The organism is Sphingobacterium bovistauri, assembly GCF_020295405.1.
Lineage (GTDB): Bacteria > Bacteroidota > Bacteroidia > Sphingobacteriales > Sphingobacteriaceae > Sphingobacterium > Sphingobacterium bovistauri.
The window spans coordinates 115,232-137,019 of sequence record NZ_JADEYP010000007.1; the positions used below are offsets into that span (position 1 = coordinate 115,232).

At 34.3% G+C, this 21,788-nt stretch carries 16 protein-coding genes; 12 read left to right on the forward strand and 4 right to left on the reverse strand.

The window, feature by feature from the left end; genetic code table 11:
* Nucleotides 1-104: 104 nt before the first annotated feature.
* The 6 genes from IPZ78_RS05740 to IPZ78_RS05765 all read left to right on the forward strand — a co-directional run bounded on the left by IPZ78_RS05740 (nucleotide 105) and on the right by IPZ78_RS05765 (nucleotide 11,341).
* The gene (locus IPZ78_RS05740; RefSeq protein ID WP_225552040.1) at nucleotides 105-1,988 is read left to right on the forward strand and encodes an LTA synthase family protein; all 1,884 of its coding nucleotides are present in this window, start codon (nucleotides 105-107) and stop codon (nucleotides 1,986-1,988) included.
* 3 nt (nucleotides 1,989-1,991) lie between these two features.
* Nucleotides 1,992-3,920: an LTA synthase family protein gene (locus tag IPZ78_RS05745; protein ID WP_225552041.1), complete on the forward strand. Its 1,929-nt coding sequence runs from the start codon at nucleotides 1,992-1,994 to the stop codon at nucleotides 3,918-3,920.
* A 69-nt stretch (nucleotides 3,921-3,989) separates the two neighbouring features.
* On the forward strand, nucleotides 3,990-4,547 hold the full coding sequence (locus IPZ78_RS05750; RefSeq protein WP_225552042.1) for an RNA polymerase sigma factor: 558 nt from the start codon (nucleotides 3,990-3,992) through the stop codon (nucleotides 4,545-4,547).
* A gap of 99 nt (nucleotides 4,548-4,646) precedes the next feature.
* The gene (locus tag IPZ78_RS05755) at nucleotides 4,647-5,714 is read left to right on the forward strand and encodes a FecR family protein (RefSeq protein ID WP_225552043.1); all 1,068 of its coding nucleotides are present in this window, start codon (nucleotides 4,647-4,649) and stop codon (nucleotides 5,712-5,714) included.
* Between the two features lie 170 nt (nucleotides 5,715-5,884).
* On the forward strand, nucleotides 5,885-9,361 hold the full coding sequence (locus tag IPZ78_RS05760) for a SusC/RagA family TonB-linked outer membrane protein (RefSeq protein ID WP_225552044.1): 3,477 nt from the start codon (nucleotides 5,885-5,887) through the stop codon (nucleotides 9,359-9,361).
* Between the two features lie 84 nt (nucleotides 9,362-9,445).
* Nucleotides 9,446-11,341: a RagB/SusD family nutrient uptake outer membrane protein gene (locus IPZ78_RS05765; RefSeq protein WP_225552045.1), complete on the forward strand. Its 1,896-nt coding sequence runs from the start codon at nucleotides 9,446-9,448 to the stop codon at nucleotides 11,339-11,341.
* A gap of 39 nt (nucleotides 11,342-11,380) precedes the next feature.
* On the opposite strand, the gene IPZ78_RS05770 is transcribed toward IPZ78_RS05765, so the two are convergent.
* Nucleotides 11,381-13,168 (reverse strand): AMP-dependent synthetase/ligase, encoded by a 1,788-nt coding sequence (locus IPZ78_RS05770; RefSeq protein ID WP_225552046.1) that lies wholly within the window; start codon nucleotides 13,166-13,168, stop codon nucleotides 11,381-11,383.
* Nucleotides 13,169-13,417: 249 nt separating this feature from the next.
* On the opposite strand from IPZ78_RS05770, the gene IPZ78_RS05775 reads away from it, so the two are divergent.
* From IPZ78_RS05775 to IPZ78_RS05785, 3 genes are all read left to right on the forward strand, one after another.
* The gene (locus IPZ78_RS05775; protein WP_225552047.1) at nucleotides 13,418-15,259 is read left to right on the forward strand and encodes a carbon starvation CstA family protein; all 1,842 of its coding nucleotides are present in this window, start codon (nucleotides 13,418-13,420) and stop codon (nucleotides 15,257-15,259) included.
* 219 nt (nucleotides 15,260-15,478) lie between these two features.
* Entirely contained in the window at nucleotides 15,479-16,465 is a 987-nt protein-coding gene (locus IPZ78_RS05780; RefSeq protein ID WP_225552048.1) for a YihY/virulence factor BrkB family protein, read from the forward strand.
* 94 nt (nucleotides 16,466-16,559) lie between these two features.
* Nucleotides 16,560-18,251 carry a GMC oxidoreductase gene (locus IPZ78_RS05785; protein WP_225552049.1) on the forward strand — a complete coding sequence of 564 codons (1,692 nt, stop codon included), beginning with the start codon at nucleotides 16,560-16,562 and terminating at the stop codon, nucleotides 18,249-18,251.
* A 70-nt stretch (nucleotides 18,252-18,321) separates the two neighbouring features.
* Here the strand turns inward: IPZ78_RS05785 and IPZ78_RS05790 are convergent, their stop codons facing one another.
* The 3 genes from IPZ78_RS05790 to IPZ78_RS05800 form a co-directional block, all read right to left on the reverse strand.
* Entirely contained in the window at nucleotides 18,322-18,762 is a 441-nt protein-coding gene (locus IPZ78_RS05790; RefSeq protein ID WP_225552050.1) for a KTSC domain-containing protein, read from the reverse strand.
* A 121-nt stretch (nucleotides 18,763-18,883) separates the two neighbouring features.
* Nucleotides 18,884-19,309 (reverse strand): nuclear transport factor 2 family protein, encoded by a 426-nt coding sequence (locus tag IPZ78_RS05795; RefSeq protein ID WP_225552051.1) that lies wholly within the window; start codon nucleotides 19,307-19,309, stop codon nucleotides 18,884-18,886.
* 253 nt (nucleotides 19,310-19,562) lie between these two features.
* A complete protein-coding gene (locus tag IPZ78_RS05800) occupies nucleotides 19,563-19,988 on the reverse strand; it encodes a nuclear transport factor 2 family protein (protein WP_225552052.1) in 426 nt (141 codons plus the stop codon).
* A 267-nt stretch (nucleotides 19,989-20,255) separates the two neighbouring features.
* On the opposite strand from IPZ78_RS05800, the gene IPZ78_RS05805 reads away from it, so the two are divergent.
* The 3 genes from IPZ78_RS05805 to IPZ78_RS05815 all read left to right on the forward strand — a co-directional run bounded on the left by IPZ78_RS05805 (nucleotide 20,256) and on the right by IPZ78_RS05815 (nucleotide 21,755).
* A complete protein-coding gene (locus tag IPZ78_RS05805; RefSeq protein WP_225552053.1) occupies nucleotides 20,256-20,744 on the forward strand; it encodes a BON domain-containing protein in 489 nt (162 codons plus the stop codon).
* A 24-nt stretch (nucleotides 20,745-20,768) separates the two neighbouring features.
* Nucleotides 20,769-21,191: an SH3 domain-containing protein gene (locus tag IPZ78_RS05810; protein ID WP_225552054.1), complete on the forward strand. Its 423-nt coding sequence runs from the start codon at nucleotides 20,769-20,771 to the stop codon at nucleotides 21,189-21,191.
* A 210-nt stretch (nucleotides 21,192-21,401) separates the two neighbouring features.
* Nucleotides 21,402-21,755 carry an ISAon1 family transposase N-terminal region protein gene (locus IPZ78_RS05815; RefSeq protein ID WP_225552055.1) on the forward strand — a complete coding sequence of 118 codons (354 nt, stop codon included), beginning with the start codon at nucleotides 21,402-21,404 and terminating at the stop codon, nucleotides 21,753-21,755.
* Nucleotides 21,756-21,788: the final 33 nt, after the last annotated feature.

The window sequence follows — 21,788 nt, forward strand, 5'->3', positions numbered from 1 at the left end:
GTAATAATTAATCAAGTAAAATCAACTAATTAAGACCGGAGAAAATAGATCAATTAATTTAAATTTAATATTCTGTATTTTTGCGCCTATATCATAAAATAAATATGAAGAAAGATACTAGTCTTTGGGCTATAATTCCATTCTTTATTAGCCTATTTTCTTATTGGCTATTATTAAGTTGTTTGGATCGCTGTTTGTTTTTGTTTTCGATACATGATAAACTAGGAGGCTCAGATATTGACAGTTTTATTGCTACAACTTTAGCAGGGTATAAGTTAGATTTTTCGTTAGCAGGATATTTATTAGCCTTGCCATTTTTGTTTTTCATAGTTCAAATTTTCTTTGTTAAGAAGCCGGTATCCAAGTGGTGGCTGAGAGGTTATGTGATGGTACCTACTTTTCTTTTTGCTGCGTTTACTGCAATAAACATCCCTTTATATCATTCATGGAATGAAAAAATCAGCAAGCGAGCTATTCAGATGGCAGCTAGCACACCTGAGGGCCTTATGGCATCGATAGATGTTAAGCTTGTAGGTGCGGTGATATTGATGTTAGTTGTGTATTTTTTCTGTGCTCATTTTTTTTATCACGGTATAGTTGTACGATTTGCAAAATATAGAAAATTATCATTGGTGGAATCCATTGTTGTTTTTTTTGTGGGGGTAGTAGTCGTGTTTAGTTTAATCAGAGGTGGCTATGGACGAGCTAATCTCAATCCTAGCGTTGCATATTATTCTGACAATACATTGTTAAATCATGCTGCAGTAAATACTTATTGGGCATTGTTGAAAGATTTAACAAAAAGTCAAGAAAGCAATCCATATCAGTTTATGCGTGAGCAGGATGCTGAGCAATTAGTAATCTCAATTAAATTAGAATCGCCAAAAGATTCATTACCTAAAATAACGAATACAGATAGACCGAATATCGTGTTGATTTTGCTAGAAGGAATTACGGCCCAAGTCATAGAAGAGTTAGGTGGCGAGTCTAATGTGACACCTGGCATGAATAAGTTGATGCAAGAGGGGGTTAATTTTAGACGAGCATACGCTGTAGGGGATCGATCAGATAAGGGAATGATTGGTACACTGAGTGGTTTTCCTTCACAGGGTCCAGAGAGCATAATTAAGCATATTTCTAAGCACGAAAAATTACCCGCTATTACTCAGTTATATGATTCATTGGGTTATTCAACATCATTCTATCATGGGGGACAATCAGAATTCTACAATTTTAAATCGTACATGTTAGCTCATGGTGTACATAGAGTGATTGATGACAATAATTTCGATATTAATACTAAACGAGTGTCATGGGGGGTTTACGACGATATAGTTGCTAATAGAATGTTTGACGACCTAAATAAAGAAAAGAATCCATTTTTTTCCATTTTTTATACAGTTGTTAACCATGAGCCATTTGATTTAGAAGGTAATCACAAGTTTGGAAATGAATCAAAGGCAAATGGGTATAGAAGTACAGTGTATTATACTGATTCCGTCGTATATGACTTAGTGCAAAAAGCTAAAAGTAAACCGTGGTATGATAATACGGTTTTTGTTGTAGTATCAGACCATGGACACCTATATCCCTCAGAAAAGTACGACTTGACAATGCCAGAGAGGTATCATATTCCAATGTTTTTATTTGGTGGGGGCTTGAAAGAGGAGTATAAAGGTCAGGTGGTAAATGGAGTAGTTAGTCAATCTGATTTGGTCACGACACTTTGGAATATCGTATCAAAGAATAAATCTCCGTTTGAATTTTCGACTGATTTGTTCGATCCAAAAAGGAAAAGCATTGCATTTATCAATTCTAATAATACTTTTGGGGTAGTGACAAATGATTTTTCTATTTCTTACGATTTACAAGGTCAAAGGACTGGTTATATGTACCCTCGTGATATGCCTGCGGATACAGCTAATCATTTACTGAGTTTATCAAAAGCGTATTACCAAACAGTTTATCAGCGTTTTTTATCTTATTAGAATATGTCAAAAAAGTGGGAGCTTAAAGGCTTTTTAAATACATTTTTCTTTCTATTAGTACAATTTGTTATACTAATGGTTATTTATACATTACTACGTATAGGTTTCTATTATTTCAATAGGGATATGTTTCCTCAAGTCGAAAGTAGTGATTTGTGGGTAATGTTATTGGGAGGGATAAAGTTTGATACTGTTGCAATTCTTTATATCAATATATTATTCATTTTACTTATGGCTTTACCATTACCATATAAATATAGTAATAGGTATCAAAGGGTGTGTAAATGGATTTTTGTGGTTACTAATGCTATAGGTATTTCCTTAAATTTAGTGGATTACGCTTACTATCCATTTACATTAAAAAGAACAAGCGGTACTGTATTTAGTCAATTTTCAAATGAGGAGAATATGGGCCAGCTAATCATTAATTTTTTAATTGGATATTGGTATTTACTAGTTCTTTTCATTGGAATAATATTTCTTCTCAACAGATTCTATGCCTTATTTAAGCTTGAGAGACCCAAGTCATTTAGTTGGTTATTTTATGGAGGTCAATTGAGTGCGTTTGTATTAAGTATTTTTCTATTTATTGGAGGAGTTCGTGGAGGTTGGGCACATAGTACAAGACCAATTACACTGAGTAATGCAGGAGACTATGTAAAAAATCCCGAGGAAATGAATATCGTGTTGAATACGCCATTTAGCATCTTGAAAACTTTGAAAGCCGTTTCGCTGAAAGAAGTTCATTATTTTTCTGAGGAAGAGTTGGACCAAAGGTATCCTGTGATACATCAGCCGAAGGACGCTGCAGATTTCAAAAAATTAAATGTGGTATTCCTTATTTTAGAAAGCTTTGGAAAGGAACATATAGGTGCATTAAATAAAGATATTAATAATGGAAATTATAAAGGATATACACCATTTTTAGATTCGTTAATAGGTCAGTCCTATACTTTTACTAGAGCATATGCGAATGGTAGAAAGTCTATTGACGCATTGCCTTCAGTCATAACAGGAATTCCTTCAATTGGTGAGCCTTTTGTGCTTTCTATCTATTCGGGAAATAAAACGACAAGCATAGCTAAATTGTTAGGGGATGAGGATTATGAGACAGCATTTTTTCATGGCGCACCCAATGGAAGTATGGGATTTTCAGCATACACCCAATTGGCAGGAATTAAGCATTATTATGGAAAGAATGAATATAACAACGATGCTGATTTTGATGGTATTTGGGGCATTTGGGATGAGCCATTTATGCAATTTATGGCTGATAAGATTAACGAAATGCCACAGCCTTTTTTTGCAGGATTCTTTTCTTTATCATCTCATCATCCATTCAAAGTTCCTCAAAAGTATAAAGGGAAATTTCCAAAAGGTCCATTAGAGATTCATGAACCCGTTGGATATACCGATTATGCATTAAAACAATTTTTTGCCAAAGCTTCAAAAATGCCTTGGTATGATAATACATTATTTGTAATCTGTGCTGATCATGCGACAGTAAGTCATTTGCCTGAGTACAAGACCGCGCCTAACTCTTTTGCTATTCCAATTATTTTTTATCAACCGGGTAGTGATCTTAGAGGTTTTTCAAATAAGTTAGCTCAGCAGATTGATATTTTGCCCACTGTTTTGAATTATCTGAATTATCCCAAATCTTACTTTTCATTCGGCTTTGATGCAATGGATAGTACGTCTAATAATTTTGTGATTAATAATATTGGTGGAATATATAATTTATTTCAGGGTGATTATTATATGACTCATGATGGTCTAAAACCAACGTCAATCTTTGATTTGAAAGATGATAAATTTTTAAAGAAGGATTTATTATCAGATACTATTTTGAAAGACTCTTTACAAAATACGCTTAAAGCTTTTATTCAGCGCTACAATTATAATATGATTCATAATGAGCTGACGAAATAATTTAGTAACATTGAATATTATATTTACTTTTATGAAAAATATGTCTTAATCGTATTTGTAAGGTAACCAATGTCTAGAGAACTTCTAAAATATAAATTGCTATGGGAGCGGATCATGCAAGATGATATTGATGCGTTCTTGGATTTATATAAAGAATTGTATTACTATTTGGTGAATGCTGGTATAAAAACATGTGCTGATCAAGATATTGCTTCTCAGGCAGTAGATGATATATTTTTTGATATTTGGGAAAAAAGAGCCAAGTTGTCTAGGGTAGAAAATGTACAAGCTTACTTATTAACATCAATAAAAAGAAGAATATTCAGGATTATCAATAAGCAAAAAAGAACTGAATTAGCGTTGTTGAACTCTTATTCCGAAAGTGATTGGATAGAAGAGGGGTACGAAACTTTTATCATAAGGATTCAGACGGATGAACTCTTGAAATTAAGACTTAAAGAAGCAATTGGTCAACTAACCTATAGGCAAAAACAACTTATTTACTATAAATTCTTTGAAGGATATTCTTACGAAAAGATTGCAGAATTAACGGACCAAACCATTAAAACTGCATATAATACGATATATGATGCTTTAAAAGTGTTAAGAATAAAGCTCAAAAGTTAATCTTAAAAACTTTGATTTTACCTTTTTATTAATTTTTTTATTTTTTTCTTAGGAAAAGTTGAATCATTAGGACTCTATCTAATTAAAGGGGGAGAAATAATGAATAAGCTGAATTCAGTTGAAGATTTTTTAATACAGAATTCATTTCAGCAATACTGCAATGGTAGTGATAGCAGAAGTGTAGCGTATTGGGAAAAATTCATACTTCAAAATCCACAGTACAAAAGTGAAATTGAGGAGGCAAGGAAAATGTATTTCATTCTCAATGGTAACAAGAGGCCTATCAATATAGCTGTAGAAACTATGGATAGTAGAATGAATGAAGAAAATATTCAATCTACGCGAAGTTATTTTTGGCTAAAAAATATTGCTGCAATTGCTTTAGTAACAGTTTTTTCGGTATTTATCTATAATTATTTTCAAACAAAGGAGTCAGCAAATACACTAGCAAATATTTTACATAATAATCCAAAACAAATATTTGCTACGAAATATGGAGAAAAAAGGTCAGTAGTACTTGAGGATGGCACAAAGGTTATTTTGAATGCAGGAAGTGTATTGACCGTTGGAAATAATTTTAATGGTAAAAATAGAGAAGTTGTCTTGGATGGTGAAGCATATTTTGAAGTGACACATAATAATTTTCCTTTTACTGTTTTTACTGAGAATTTTAATGTTAAAGTTTTAGGAACGACTTTTAATGTAAAGTCTTATAAAAATGATAATATTTCATGTGCGTCACTTCTAGAAGGGCAAATTGCGCTAGAGTTGGTCAATCGTAAAAATGATATTATAACGATCAAACCAGGTGAAAAGTTGTACCTGAAGAAAAAGGAGCAGCTTACAACTGATGCTGTATTAAATAATCCTGCTGAATTGGAAGAAATAACGTTAAGTAAAAATGTTGTCCTTGATGATAAAATTACTATCGAAAATGCATGGACAGAAAATCGTTTAGAAATTCATAATGAGCAATTTTCAGACTTGGCACATACGTTAGAAAGATGGTATGATGTTAAAATTGATTTTCAAGATCATGCTATTGCGTCTTATAAATATAGCGGGACATTTGTTGACGAAAGTATAGAGGAGGTTTTGCAAGCATTGCAGACAGCTAAGTCTTTCAATTATAAAATTGACGATAAAAAAATTATTATAACCAATTAATAATGAGATTATGATAAAGATTTTGAAAAGAAATTAGAGGAGTAACCAACCGAACCTTTCCTTTTAAAAAAAGGACGACGTAATAACGTCGTCCAAAAATTGATTTAAAATATTGAGCGAGATAGTTTGCGACACAATCGCTCATATTACGATAACCAAAAAACAAATTTATGATTAATTATTTACCACCAAAGCATAACTATGCTTTGAAATTCATTATTTGCATGAAATTAATGATTTTTCTGACGTGTGTATCCATGCATGTCACCGCAAATGTTTATTCACAAAAGGTTTCTCTGCAGTTAAAAAATGCAGCATTGACAAATGTTTTGAAAGAAATTGAAAACCAAAGTGGCGTACGTTTTGTCTACAGTCCAGAGTTTTTAAATAATAAAAAAAGTGTCAATATTAATGTACGAGAAAAGTCTGTAGCATCTGTACTTAGTACAATACTCCGAGGATCAAATCTTGAGTATTCGGAGTCAGGGAATAAATTAATTATTATCTCACCAAAGCAGGAAATTGTAGTTACAGGAACAGTAAAGAATGAAAATGGAGAGCCTTTAAGTGGGGCTACTGTACGTGTAAAAGGCACGACTGTAGCAAGCACGACTGATATTAATGGTTCTTTTTCTATTAGATTATCGAGTGGAGGTGGAGCAGTAGTTATTTCTTATTTAGGATATGCTGATTATCAAATTGATGTGAATTCGTCACAAAATTTGAACATCAAATTAACACCTAATGAAGCTACTGGTATAGATGAAATAATTGTTGTAGGTTATGGTACGCAATCGAAATCAAAAGTATCTGATGCAGTTGTATCTGTTAAAATGGATGAAATCATGCGTGATCGCCCTGTTAGCAGTGCTGGTGCAGCACTTGAAGGTGCTCTTCCTGGTCTGAATATTTCGATTGGTTCTGGCGAACCAGGAACTAAGCCAAATTTTAATATACGTGGTTGGGCTTCTATAAATGGTGGTAACCCTCTATATGTCGTGGATAATATACCTATGGAGGATATTTCGTTATTGAATCCTGCAGATTTTGAGAGTGTTACTGTTTTGAAAGACGCTTCGGCTTCCGTATTATATGGCGCAAGAGCTGCATTTGGTGTGGTATTGATTACAACCAAAAAAGGAAGTTTAAACCAACCGACCTCATTTGAGTATGCATATGGGTACTCACCTACTTCTATCAGTAAATTACCAAAAAAACATTCTGTAAGGGATTGGGTAAATTTAATGCAAAGTTTTGGTCAGCAAGATTGGTGGGCAAATAACCAATCTATGGATGTATATGAGAGACTTTTGGATGCATATGATGCTGATCCATCAGCTTTCCCTGCAAATGGTATTGTTAGAGAGGGTGGTAATTTATATTCTTTGAAAAATCACGATCAATTTGCCTCTTTTTTTGAAGGAGGTGCAGAACAATATCATAATTTCACTGCATCAGGAGGGTCTGATAAATTGTTTTTCAGATCATCATTGCGTTATGTAGATGAAGATGGTACAGTGGTAGGGCCTAATGATAGTTATAAAAGATGGTCTTCAGACAATTCTTTTACATCACAATTAACTTCTACTTTAAATTTTCAAGCAAATATAAAGTATAATAATTTTAATCGCACGGAACCTGGGAGTGGTTATTATGGTCCTTTTTATTCCATGGTGACCCAGCCCGGTTTTACACCGACGGGATACGACGATGTACAGACACAGAATGGAATCAGAAACCTACCTTATAATACACAAAATAATCTAGCAGAATTGCAAAATCCTAAAATGCTATATGGAGATCAATTACGCTTAGGAACGAAGCTTGTATTTAAGCCTGTGAATAACTTAACGATTAATGGTGAGTATGCATTTGAGAAGACTACTGATAATGAAAGTAGAGCAAATAATAATCCGCTAATAGAGACCATACATGCTGAATATTTTATAAATCAGCCAATGGATCCTAATGCACAGTCCTACACAAGCTATTATAAAAATATTGGTGTTCGAAGTCACCAAATTTTGAACTTGTATGCGAAGTATGTCTTTACGCAATTAGAGAATCATAATATGGATATCATGCTAGGTACTAACCAAGAATATATTAATTATGAGTTTAATGGCGCATCTAGACCAGGAGTTTTATCGATGTCGGCACCATCTCTTGGTAGTAGTAGCGGCGTTGTAAATGCTACAGATGGGTTTTATCGTAATGCGATTTCTGGATATTTTGGTCAGTTTCATTATGACTACAAAGGTAAGTATATCCTACAATTAGGAGCTCGTTATGACGGATCTTCGCGATTTCCTTCTGAATCTAGATTTGGATTTTTTCCTACAGCATCTATTGCTTGGAATATGATGAATGAATCTTTTATGAGTCCATTGGCTGATGTGTTTAGCACAATCAAACCGAGATTATCTTATGGTTCTATTGGAAATCAAGTTACAAAGGATAATTATTATCCTGCCATAGCTCAAATGAACAGTGGAAATGCCTCATGGCTTAATAGCACGAATAATACACCTTTTGTACAAATAAGTTCACCAGGATTGGTCAGCAGTACGATTACTTGGGAAGACGTTACTACTTTGGGATACGGGTTGGATGTGCTTGCTTTGCGCAATAGGTTGAATTTTAGTTTTGATTATTTTACACGTTCTACAACAGGTATGGTAGCTCCTGCAAGACCACTTCCTGCAATACTCGGAACTCCAGCACCACAGACTAATGCTGCGGATTTAGAAACTAAAGGTTTTGAAATATCATTAGGATGGACTGATCGTGCAGGCGAATTTAAATATGCTATATCAGCTAATTTGTCGGATGACAGAGGTGTTATCACAAAATATGATAATCCACAAAAAAGTATTGGTTCTTATTACACAGGACAAAATCTAGGTGAAATCTGGGGTTACGAAAGTAAGGGTTTATACAGTATAGATCATTTTAGTGGTTTGAATGCGGATTTAATGGGGGGACAACTTACGGATGCGGCTAAAGCAGCTGGTTGGGTACAATTCAGAGGTAAGGGAAACCCAAATCCAGGCGATATGGCTTATGTGGATCAAAATGGCGATGGTATTATTGATTGGGGAAATTACACAGTGGATAATGCAGGAGATTTAAAAGTCATTGGAAATACGAGTCATCGCTACCGTTTTGGTTTAAATGGTAATGTTTCCTATAAAAACTTTGACTTTTCATTTATGTTAAACGGGGTTGGAAAAAGACAGTTTTGGGCTGATAATGCATTTACTTTACCATGGAAGGATAGATATTTTGACATTTTGCCTTCAGCATCTGATTTTTGGACTAAGGATAATACCGATGCTCGTATTTTTCGTATCTACCGCAATGCAGGTGAGACACAATGGGCTAGTCGAGAAACACAATCTCGTTATTTGTTAAATGGAGCATATCTAAGAATTAAGAATTTAGCTTTTGGGTATACGATTCCTAATACAATGACAGATAGAACATTCTTGAAAAAAGTTCGTGTGTTTATTTCTGGGGAGAACTTATTTACGTTTGATCATTTACCAGACGGAATGGATCCAGGAACTGATCTTAAAAATGATTGGGCAGGAGGTACCTATCCATATATTAAGAAATTTAATTTCGGGGTTAATGTTAATTTCTAGTGTTTATAATTTGTTAGATAGTAAAGTGTCTCACATCTTTTTTACACATTCAACTAGATATTTTGGTGATTAAAATATAAAATAATGAAAACAAATATTAAATATATAATAGCCATTACATTGCTTGTTAGCAGTTTTCTTGGCTGTAAAAAATTAGATCAAGTACCTTTAGATAAATTGAGTTTATCAACCACTTTTGTCAATGAATTTGGATTTCAGTCTTACGCATGGCAATTTTATAATGCTTTTTCAGCATATGGAAATTACGGTAATGGACAAGGGAACGATGCTGGTACTTCACCTTATAGCATCGGAAATGACGCGAATAGTGATGTATTGGCAGTATCTAGTAATAATTCACAAACGAACTGGATCGCTCAGCGTAAATTGGTACCTACTGGTGATGGATTTTATACAGATAGTTATGCTAGATTGCGCGCTATAAATGTAATGTTGGATAATATTGACAGTTCTCCATTATCAGATGAAGCAAAAACACATTGGAGAGCAGTTTGCTATTTTTTCCGTGCATATAATTATGCGAATCTTATTAATCTATATGGTGATGTGCCTTATGTAGAAAAATTGTTAACGGATACAGATCCTGAATTGTTTATACCTCGTACTCCCCGAGACGAAATTGCGGCGAAAATTTTGGAAGATCTAAATTATGCGGTTAACAATCTCAGAGCGAAAGAATCTGGCGCTTATGTAAAAGGGAGTAATGCGATATCTCCAGATGCGGCATTAGCGTTTATATCAAGATTTGGATTAAGAGAAGGCACTTGGCGTAAATACCACAAAGAGGAATCTCCAAGTCCATTAGCTACGAGTGCAAATGTTTTTTTACAAGCAAGTGTTGAAGCATCTCAAAAGCTAATCACTAAATATCCAACATTAGGAGATAATTATGATTTGGATTTCAATTCAGATAATTTAGATGGTAGAGCCGGTATTATTATGTTTAAAGCATATGGTGGTAATGGTACATTAAACGTAGGGCATGATTTTACGAGTAATCAGATGAATAGATTTGGCTATTTAGATTTAACTAAAGCAGCTGTAGATCAATATTTGCTTAAAGATGGACAAACAAGATATACGAGTCCATTATTCAAAGGTGATAAAAACGCGTATGATGAATTTAGGAATAGAGATGAAAGACTATATTATACGGTTCCTCCTCCATATCGAGTAATACTTTCTGGGGGGCAAATGTCTACTAATTATACGTATACGAATGATCCAAGAGACACTTCTTATTTTGGATTCATGCGTGGTATTTCTGATGATAGTCATAAGACATTACCCGTTACTACAGGAGGATTGCCTGGTAATGCTGTAATTATCGGTATTGAACCTAACTTTTTCGATATTAATCTAGATGCACAGGCAACAAATCTTCAAAATACATTTTCGGGTTACCGCTTATATAAATACGCGAATAATGTTGGCGCATCAGGAATAGCAAAATGGTCAGATGCTCCTATATTTAGATTAGGCGAGATATTGGTAAACCATGCTGAAGCAACGTATGAATTAGGTCAATTCAATCAGGCTATTGCTGATCAGACGATTAATAAAACTAGAGCTAGGGGTAAAGTTGCTGCGCTTAATGTAAATAGTATTCCTAATGATCCTACTCGTGATACAGGAGTATCGCCTGTATTATGGGAAATTCGTCGTGAGCGAAATATCGAACTTATGGCAGAAGGATTTAGGTTTGATGATTTGAGACGTTGGAAAAAAATGGAATATGCAACCAAAGTTAAATTGGGTAGATACATTATAAAAGGTAAAGATCACATACCAGCTGGTGCAAAGGTGCCTGTTCAAGGAGGGGGGAATGAGGGATATGTTTCTTACGAACCTACACCTCCAGCTAATTGGCCAGAATATTATTATTTATATCCTATACCATCTGATGAGATAGCTTTAAATAATAAAATTATTCAAAATCCAGGTTGGCCTAAAAATTAGATTTTCAAAAGGCTCGAATTTTTTTCGAGCCTTTTATTGTTAGTCTTCTTCTGATTTGTACAAATCGTTGAATTGTTGTTTGTATTTCTCTAGAATTACTTTACGTTTCATTTTTAATGTTGGAGTCAGTTCGCCACCATCAATAGTAAATTCATCATGAAGAATAATTGGTTTCTTGATTTGTTCCCAATTACCAAAATGTTGATTTGCCAAACGAACTTCTGCATTTATTTTTTTAACGATAGTTGGGTGATTCAAAAATTCTTCTTTTGACATACCCATTAATTCAGGTGCACTTGATTTACTCCAGTTCATCAAATTACTATAGTTTGGAACGATGTAAGCAGAAGCAAATTTTTGTCCATCACCAATGACCATGGCTTGTTCAATAAAATATGACTCTACCAATTTTTTCTCAATTGGTTGTGGTATAACATATTTTCCACCAGAGATTTTAAACATCTCTTTTTTACGGTCAATTATTTTGATGAATTTCCCTTCTTCCATTACAGCAATATCACCGGTGTGCAACCATCCATCTATAATTGTTTTGGCTGTTTCTTCAGGGTTTTTGTAATAGCCTTGCATGACGTTTGGACCTTTTACCAAAATCTCTCCGTCCTCGGCAAGTTTTACCTCGACGTATTTAACAGGTAAACCTACAGTACCTACACGGACCCCTTTTTCATAATGGTTCACAGAGATTAAGGGCGAAGCTTCAGTCATTCCGTATCCTTCATACAAAGGAATGCCAGCCGCCAAAAATACACGGGCTAATTTATTTTGTAAAGAAGCTGATCCTGAAGCTACAGTTACTAAATGCCCACCTAAAGCATCGTACCATTTGTCTAGCACTAATTTCTTAGCAAGCTTAAGTTTAATGTCGTATGCAAAAGATCTATTTTTTGGATTCGGATCATATGCTTCACCTACACTCACTGCCCAATCAAAAACTTTTCTTTTTGTTCCTGTCAACTCATGCCCAGTTTTCATGATTTTCTCATACACTTTCTCCAGTATACGAGGTACAGCAGTCATGATATGTGGTTTGGCTTCCTTAATATTATTACCAATTTTGTCTAAAGATTCGGCTATATAAGTCGTAATGCCAATATACATATAGGTATAAATAACCATTCTTTCATAAGCATGGCAAGGAGGCAAGAATGTTAAAGCTCTAGTATATGCCTGTAAAGGTGTGATATCCCTTGCAGACATTACATTGAAGACTATATTGTTATGCGTTAGCATAACACCTTTAGGTTTTCCAGTAGTGCCAGAAGTGTAGATTAAAGTAGCAAGGTCAGCTGGTTTTACAGCATCTCTACGAAAATTTAGCGTCTCATCAGGTATATTATTTCCTAACTCAGCAAGTTCTTTCCAATTTCTTGAATTAGGCACTTCGTCCATTACAAAAACAAATTTTAATGTATAAAGTGATCCTTGTAATTGGATGATGCGATTATATAGATTCTTATTACTCACGATGCATACTTTAATTTCTGCATCATTAAATATATATTGATAATCAGAATCTGTAATATTTGGATACATCGCTACACATACAGCACCTATCTGTTGAATTGCAAAATCAATAATATGCCATTCTACACTGCTGTCTGCAATCAAGCCAACTTTTTCATTTGGTTTAACACCAAGCTCTATTAAGCCTTTGGAGAAAGCATCGACTTCTTTTAAAAACTCTGAAGTTTTTATCTCTTTCCAATCTTCATTTATCTTGTGCGCAAAAATTGAAAGGTTAGGATATAGATTTAACTGTCTTCGCGCTAAATCAAATAATCTTAAATCTTGTTGTTCTTGTTCCATATTAATCAATCATAAAAAAAGCATTTATTGTCAAGACATTAAATGCAATAATCGTACAACATGTAGAGTACGTCTAAAGTTTGCTAAGATACAAAAATTATATATCATGAAAATCTATTATGATTTTTGAAATATTAATTAAAAATCTAGTTTATCCCGTTTGTTTTTAAATTTTTTTAAAAACTAATTTCGTAATATGTTTGAATTAGTATATTTGTCATCGATAACTAATCTTTATAATACTAACCTATGGAAGTTCTTAATGGCATAAATGCAATTACTTTAATTTTCGTCGCTTTACTCTTATTTGCAATTTCTTATCGTATTTACGGTATTTTTATGGCCAATAAGGTTCTTAAGCTTAATAATAAATATTCTACTCCAGCCGTAGAATTTGCAGATGGACATGATTACATTTCAACAAATAGAAATGTGTTATTTGGACATCACTTTGCTGCAATAGCAGCTGCTGGTCCCTTAGTAGGTCCAGTTTTGGCAGCACAATTTGGATATTTACCCGGCACTTTATGGATTTTAATAGGCTGTGTACTAGCTGGAGGTGTTCACGATATGATCGTGCTATTTGCTTCAGTGAGACATAAGGGGCAGAGTCTCGCTTCTATTGCTTCCAAGGAAATAGGTAAAACTACAGGGTTGATAGCCGGAGTCGCTGTACTGTTTATTCTTGTATTAACCCTAGCGGGATTATCACTTGCGTGTATTAGTGCTATGCATGAAGCGTCTTGGTCTTTATTTACTGTAATAATTACAATGCCTATCGCTATTTTAATGGGGCTAATAATGCGTTATAGAAAAGACTCGGTAACATTTGCTAGTATTTTAGGTGGTGTTTTGTTGTTAATAGGGATTATTGGTGGACATAGTCTTATGGAGTACGAAAGTATTTCTAACCTGTTTCATTGGGATATAAAGACAATTTCGATAGCGATATCCGTTTATGGATTTTTGGCTTCGGTTTTACCGATGTGGTTATTACTTGTTCCTCGTGATTATTTGTCTACCTACCTAAAAATAGGAACGATATTGATGCTTGCTGTCGGGATAATTTTTGTGCAACCAACAATTCAAATGCCTGCTTTGACTGATTTTATTTATGGTGGTGGACCTGTAATTGGTGGGCCTGTATTACCTTTTATTTTTATTGTCATTGCATGTGGTGCCATTTCTGGTTTTCACGCAGTAATCGCTACCGGTACTACACCAAAAATGCTTTCGAAAGAAAGAGATATTCTTTTTGTAGGTTATGGAGCAATGTTGGTAGAAGGTTTTGTAGCATTGATGGCATTGATTGCAGCATGTACTCTTATGCCTGGTGATTATTTCGCAATAAATACACCTACTGCCGCTTATGAAAGTTTTCTTGCCGCAAATCCTCATTTGACAACTGTTGATTTAGATTCTTTCATAGAGAGAATAGGGATAGATTTGTATGGAAGAACTGGAGGAGCTGTTTCATTAGCTGTAGGTATGGCTCATATTTTTGATAAAATACCTTTTATGAATGATGTAGTAGCATATTGGTATAATTTTGCTATCATGTTTGAGGCGGTATTTATTCTTACTGCGATTGATGCGGGTACACGTGTTGGAAGATTTTTCTTACAAGAAATGTTAGGCGGTGTTATTCCTGCATTTAAAAATAAGAATTGGTTGCCTGGAGTTTTAATAAGTAGTGCGTTATTTACGTTTGCATGGGGATACTTAGTATTTACTGGTAATGTGAGTAGTATTTGGCCATTATTCGGTATTAGTAACCAATTGTTGGCGGCTTGTGGACTTATAGTGTGTACGACGATGTTGATCCGTATGAATCGAGGTAAATATGCATTGTGTACCGCTATTCCAGGTGTTTTTATGGCGATAATAACATTTTGGGCTGGCTATTCACAGGTCGTAAATATTTACCTACCTAATGAACAGTATTTACTTGGGGGATTGGCTATTTTAGCTATGCTATTGATGTTGGTTGTATTCATTGGGGCATTTCGAAAATGGTCACAATTGCTTAAAGTAAAAACGTCCCATATAGATTATTATGGAGAAGAGGTAAAAGAGCTCGTTGAACGTTAAGAATTATTAAGTGGAAAGCCCTCAACACTATGGAGTGTTGAGGGCTGGAAGTATGTTGTAATAAAACGATTATTGTAATCTCAAAAAACAAGCGTATATCTATTCTTTTACAAAGACTATGCCAATAACAGTGAAGTTTCTTTGTTTCAGTTGTTTATCAATAAATTGAAACAAAATTTGCGCTTGAATGTTAAAAATAATTGTAATAAATTACGAATTATGCAAACAACTACTACTCAATCTGGCAAAGGATTTTTTAAAAAATCGTATACAATCCTAAAAAATACAATTTTAGGATTCCTGAACGAAGACAGCTTAAAATACAGCGCCTCCCTTGCTTATTATACGGTGTTTTCAATAGGTCCAATTTTAGTATTGATGATCACCCTAGCGAGTTTGTTTTATGGTGAAGACGCGGTCAAAGGGCGCCTATTTGGTGAGCTGAATGGATTAGTAGGGGCAACGGCAGCAAGCCAAATACAGTCTATTATAAAAAATCTAGAACTTTCGGGTAAAAGCAATTCAGCTCTAATTATTAGCGGAGTGACACTTTTAATAGGTGCTACGACTGTGTTTGGCGATATCCAAAATTCTATAAACCGAATTTGGCATGTTCGTGCAAAACCAAAAAAAAGCTGGTTAAAGTTAATTCAAGATCGATTGTTGTCATCTTCATTAATTATTGGGTTAGGATTCTTGCTAGTTGTCACATTGGTGATTAATGGATTAATTCTAGCATTTACTGATAATTTACAACGCTATTTTCCTGATATGACAGTGTTCTTGTTTGATGGAATTAATTTTCTACTGACATTTGGTATTATTTTTTTATTGTTTTCTGTCATATTTAAGATTCTTCCCGATGTAAATATAAAATGGGGAACAGTACGAGCTGGGGCAATATTTACAGCAGTTTTGTTTGTGATAGGCCGATTGCTTATTGGGTTATACCTGCAAAATTCAGAAACAGAAACAACCTATGGAGCTGCTGGATCTATCGTATTAATATTGCTATGGGTATATTATACAGCAGCTATTTTATACTTCGGGGCAGTGTTCACACGGGAATATGCTAGCTATATGGGGATTGCAATTGAACCATCAGAATATGCCGTACATGTTGAAGTGAAAGAAATTGAACGTAATGTATCCGAAATACCCGCAGCACCACTAACAAAGGATGAAATTGTAGTAGATAAAACTTGAAAAAGTTTGATTTCTATTGTTGTTTTTATTCCTGTGGTGTCGCAATATTTGATATATTCGAACTATACTAATACCTATTATTTGAATCACACGAATGAATAAACCTAATACGTTTGATGTAATTGTAGTCGGATCAGGACTATCTGGGGGATGGGCAGCGAAGGAATTTTGCGAAAATGGGTTGAAAACTCTTGTTTTAGAGCGCGGAAGGAGTATAAAACATATTAAAGATTATCCTACGACTAATTTAGATCCTTGGGAGTTAAAAAATGTAAATAATCTTTCATTAGAAATTAAAAGTAATAATCCAATCGCATCAAAATGTTATGCGTTTAAAGAGGATACTGTGCATTTTTTTCTTAAAGATTCCGAACAATCTTATATACAAAAGAAACCATTTGATTGGATTAGAGCTGATGCTGTCGGAGGGAAATCCTTGCTTTGGGCAAGGCAGGTACAGCGTTGGTCTGACTTCGATTTTGAAGGACCAGCGCGAGATGGTTTTGCTGTGGATTGGCCTATTCGATATAAGGATATTGAATATTGGTATTCCTATGTCGAGAAATTTATTGGAGTATCGGGACATAAAGAAGGTAATTTATATATGCCTGATGGTGAGTTTCTTCCTGGATATGATATGAATTTTGTCGAACGTGTGATTAAGACCAAAGTAGAGAAGAAATACCCGCATCGAAAAATAATTCAGGGCAGGTGTGCGCATATTTCTGAGCCAAAGCCGATTCATATTGCACAAGGGCGTACACAATGTCAAAATAGACTTTTATGTCAAAGAGGTTGTCCTTTTGGAGGTTATTATTCATCATTATCATCAACTTTACCATGGGCTGAAAAAACGGGGAATCTCACTCTCAAAGCGGATAAAATAGTGGAGTCAATCCTATATGATGAGCAGAATAACAAAGCTATCGGTGTACGAGTGATAGATCGGGCTACAAAGGAGACAGAAGAATTTTATGCTAGAGTCATTTTTTTAAATGCTTCAACTTTAGCGACCAACATGATTTTGCTTAATTCAACGTCCAAACGATTTCCAAAGGGCTTGGGTAATGATAATGGATTGCTAGGTAAATTTATTACATTTCACAATTACATGGGAAGTATCTGGGGCTCAATGGAAGGGTATGAAGATAAATATTACTATGGCAAGCGACCTACACAACCAATTATTCCAAATTTTAGAAACATACATAGGCAGGAGACAGATTTCTTAAGGGGGTATGCAGCTTTTTTTAGTGCATATCGTTCACGTGGTATATGGACAGAGGGAAGTCAGGTAGGACGTACATTTAAAGATAATTTATCTGAATTAGGAGGATGGGGTGTTGGAATGATGATGCAAGGCGAAACGATTCCCTCCATTGATAATTATGTAGCACTGAGCGATACAGAAAAGGATGCGTATGGGATGCCTCAGTTAATAACGCATGTTGGATATCAAGAAAATGATTACAAAAGCCTAGAAGATTTCTTAGTACAAGGTTCAGAAATGCTAGAGGCTGCTGGTGTGAAAAATATAGGTGTAAATCGAAGTAATCAAAATCCTGGCTTGGATATACATGAGATGGGAGGTGTACGAATGGGTACAGACTCTGCGACTTCTTTATTGAACAAGTGGAATCAATTGCATCATTGTACAAATGTGTTTGTAACCGATGGTGCAGCAATGACTTCTACAGGTACACAAAATCCATCCTTGACATTCATGGCGCTGACGGCTCGCGCAGCAAATTATGCAATAGATGAAATGAAAAAAGGTAATTTATAATCTAATAATGTGTTTTAAACATGTAGGACCAAGAGAATTCTCTTGGTCCTACATGTTTAAAAACTAATTTCTAAGAAACCTTTAATACATTTCTATAGGCGTATTTTGGATAAATATGACGTTTAGCATGACGACCTGGTGAGTCAGCATTTATCAATTTAACATATTCATTCTTTGTAACATTGAAATATTCATATTTACTTCCGTCAGAAAATGTAATGCTTAATATATGGCTTTTCCAATCGAAATCGGTTATAATTGAATTCTCAATAGTGTTTTTGTAAATAGGCAATTGATTTTCCAATGTTTCAGGACATATGCTTACTAAATAATGGTAAGCTTCAATCATTTCTTTACTTTTTTCTTCCGCAATACGCAGACCTTCCTCATTATTCACAAATCTATCTGGGTGACATTCTTTCATAATCTGACGGTAACGTGATTTTAATGTGCCTAGATCAGCTTTATTGTCAACTTCTAATAGATTTCTATAATCTGCAATTTTTTTCATGGCGCAAAGGTAAATAATATATTTAGCTATTTTACTATCCGATTAAGAAGTTATTTATAAATGATTTAAATAAAAAAGGCCTACGGGGAGTAGGCCATTACTAAACAAAAACTACCAGTATTTACGGGTATGTCGTTACGACTTTACTCACTTTCCAACCATCTTGTGTTTTGTTCAAAGTGATGTGGTCGACTCTAGTGAAATTTTTAAATGTACTCGTTGCTTTTGCAATACAAGTTTTGCCACTTTCATCCAAAATTTGATAATCAGTTTTTGCATCAAATTTTAAACCTTTATTCTCTTTTAAAAATTTCAAGTATGCTTTTTTATTAAACGAATTTTGGTTCGCTGTATTATTATATTCAAAATCATCTGTCAACAAATACTTGTTGTACAAGTCTGATCCCAATGTCGTTGATTCGATATAGGTTATTAGGATAGACTTTGAATTCATATCCTTCAAAGGGTTATTAACTGATGCCGCAAATGAACTGAACGATGCGATCATTAATAATGCTGTTACGATTGTTGCTAATGTCTTTTTCATAATTTTTATGATTAATAATTCTTATAATTTATTGTTGTTAATTTTCTTTTGATACATCAAAGGTAGGGCATGAAATCATGCTTAAGAATGCGTTTTAGATAAATGCAGTAGGTTTTTCGGTAAAGTTGGTGATGTAATCGGTGAAAATTTTACCGCATATTTTTCTGTGATAATAATCCGTTGAACAGGAGAAAGTATAATAAAAAAGGTCTACAGCAATGTAGACCTTATAGAATTTTATTAAGAACGATTTTTATGGATAAGTTGTCACGACTTTGCTTACTTTCCAGCCATCTAAAGTTTTTACCATTGTGATATAATCTACACGTGTAAAATTTGCAAATGTCATAATTGCTTTTGCTACACAAGATTTACCCGTTTCATCTAGGATTTGGTAATTTGTTTCACAGTTGAAACTAAGTCCTTTTGTGTCATTCAAAAATTTTAAATATTGTTTTTTGTTAAACGTATGACTATTGGCTGTATTTCTATATTCAAAATCATCCGCAAATAAATACTTGTTGTATACATCTGATCCCAATGCAATAGCTTCTACATATGTAAATACGATTGTTTTAGAATCTTTTTCCTTCAAGGGGTTGATAACAGGATTTGCAAATGAGCTTAGCGATATAATCATTAATAAAGCTGTTGCGATAGTTGATAGTGTCTTTTTCATGTTGTTGATATTGATTAGTAGTTGTTTCATTTTGTTGCTTTGATAGGTCAAAATTAGAAACTCAGTAAAGATCGTGGAAGTAGAAAAAGATGAATGAAGAGGAATGTTCGGTAAAACTATTTAGTTTCTCGGTTAATGTTTAGCTTTTAATGGTGTTGTCCTGTAGTTTTTAATCGGCAAAACAAATATTATTTCAAACAAATTAACTCAAATGATTGTTATTGTACAGTATATTTATTCACAATAAATTTAAAAATGCAAATAATTATGAATTTAAAAAATGTAATTAACGTATTCGTATTGTCTGCTTGTATAGCAATATCTACGTCATCTTGTAAATCAAAAGTGTCAGATGCTGACCTAAAGGCAAAAGTTGAGACTGTGGTGGCTAGTACACCTGGTGTTACTGTAGACGTGAAGGATGGTGTCTTGACGTTGTCTGGTTCTGTAGCGACAGAAGCGGAGCGTGAGGCTATAGCGAATACAGCTAAAGCTGCGGACAGCAAAAACATTAAGTCAGTAGTTAATAATATTGTAGTAGAAGCTCCTAAGGTAGAGATCAATGCTAATGATGTGGACTTAGCAGCAAAAGTAGTAGATGCTACAAAAGATTTCCCTACTGTACAAGCAGTTGTAAAAGACGGTATAGTTACTGTTACAGGTACGCTTGAGCAAGCTCGTATCCAAGTTTTAAAACAATCATTGGACGCATTGTCTCCTAAGAAAGTTGATTTATCGGCTTTGGTAATTAAATAATTGTTTTATAAAAATTAAGAAGAAATGGCTTTAACAACTAAATATCAAGGATTAATAGATGTAGCGAATACGTCTGGAATTGAAGGGTTACAAATAGCAGAACAAGAGGGCGTATTACATATTAGAGGTACAGCACCTAACGCAGATGTTAAAAATAAATTGTGGGATGTGTATAATCAGCTGGATCCTAATTATTTATCGGGTGATGTGGTGATGAATGTTGATGTGTCTAGCGCAGTAGCAGGTAGTCAAGTAAGAGTCATTACGCAAAATTCGAATTTAAATATTCGTAAAGGACCAGGCACTGATCAACCAATAGTAGGTAAGGCTGCTAAAGATGAAATAATAACATTGATAAGTCGTGCAAATGACCAATGGTGGTTAGTTCGTACGAAAGATGGAGAAGAAGGATATTGCTATGCACAATATCTTGAGCCGATAGCTTAAAATATTTTTTTTTCTAAAAGCGTACTTCAAATTCTTTTGAAGTACGCTTTTTATTTATAATTCCACCATTAGTAATCAGTTCATCTGAATCTGTCCTATATAAGTGAATTTCATTTTTGTACTACTGATTATTGTTTCTTAGGATCAATCTGAATTCTTGGGGGGAGTGTTAAAAATTTCTTAGTTTAGTATCCTTAATACAGATATCCCTTGCAAGAAGCCGAACGTAAATTACTATCCTTATTGATGCCCGAAGGGCTTTTGGAATATTTTCAGATTTTAGAAGTCGATCAAGTTGACAATCAACTCCATATTTATTTAGATGAGCTTAATATTGCTCCGACAAGTTATGAGAACAGCAAGTTGGAGTCAAAGGGGTTTATGCCTTCCACTGAAATTTCAGACTTTCCCATTCGAGGTCAGAAAGTTACGCTACATATCCGCCGTCGTCGCTGGACGGTACTGGATAGCGGAGAGATCGTCACAAGAGATTGGAACCTGGTGCGTGAGGGTACTCGAATGACAACGGAATTCGGGCTTTTTTTAAAGAAGATATTTGGATAATCATCCTGTAAGCGCTCAATTGGTAGGTCTGTT

Bases quoted from the DNA above. Each gene is read 5' to 3' on its own strand.
- IPZ78_RS05740 (WP_225552040.1), top strand. From the start codon at position 105: ATGAAGAAAGATACTAGTCTTTGGGCTATAATTCCATTCTTTATTAGC.
- IPZ78_RS05745 (WP_225552041.1), top strand. From the start codon at position 1,992: ATGTCAAAAAAGTGGGAGCTTAAAGGCTTTTTAAATACATTTTTCTTT.
- IPZ78_RS05750 (WP_225552042.1), top strand. From the start codon at position 3,990: ATGTCTAGAGAACTTCTAAAATATAAATTGCTATGGGAGCGGATCATG.
- IPZ78_RS05755 (WP_225552043.1), top strand. From the start codon at position 4,647: ATGAATAAGCTGAATTCAGTTGAAGATTTTTTAATACAGAATTCATTT.
- IPZ78_RS05760 (WP_225552044.1), top strand. From the start codon at position 5,885: ATGATTAATTATTTACCACCAAAGCATAACTATGCTTTGAAATTCATT.
- IPZ78_RS05765 (WP_225552045.1), top strand. From the start codon at position 9,446: ATGAAAACAAATATTAAATATATAATAGCCATTACATTGCTTGTTAGC.
- IPZ78_RS05770 (WP_225552046.1), bottom strand. From the start codon at position 13,168: ATGGAACAAGAACAACAAGATTTAAGATTATTTGATTTAGCGCGAAGA.
- IPZ78_RS05775 (WP_225552047.1), top strand. From the start codon at position 13,418: ATGGAAGTTCTTAATGGCATAAATGCAATTACTTTAATTTTCGTCGCT.
- IPZ78_RS05780 (WP_225552048.1), top strand. From the start codon at position 15,479: ATGCAAACAACTACTACTCAATCTGGCAAAGGATTTTTTAAAAAATCG.
- IPZ78_RS05785 (WP_225552049.1), top strand. From the start codon at position 16,560: ATGAATAAACCTAATACGTTTGATGTAATTGTAGTCGGATCAGGACTA.
- IPZ78_RS05790 (WP_225552050.1), bottom strand. From the start codon at position 18,762: ATGAAAAAAATTGCAGATTATAGAAATCTATTAGAAGTTGACAATAAA.
- IPZ78_RS05795 (WP_225552051.1), bottom strand. From the start codon at position 19,309: ATGAAAAAGACATTAGCAACAATCGTAACAGCATTATTAATGATCGCA.
- IPZ78_RS05800 (WP_225552052.1), bottom strand. From the start codon at position 19,988: ATGAAAAAGACACTATCAACTATCGCAACAGCTTTATTAATGATTATA.
- IPZ78_RS05805 (WP_225552053.1), top strand. From the start codon at position 20,256: ATGAATTTAAAAAATGTAATTAACGTATTCGTATTGTCTGCTTGTATA.
- IPZ78_RS05810 (WP_225552054.1), top strand. From the start codon at position 20,769: ATGGCTTTAACAACTAAATATCAAGGATTAATAGATGTAGCGAATACG.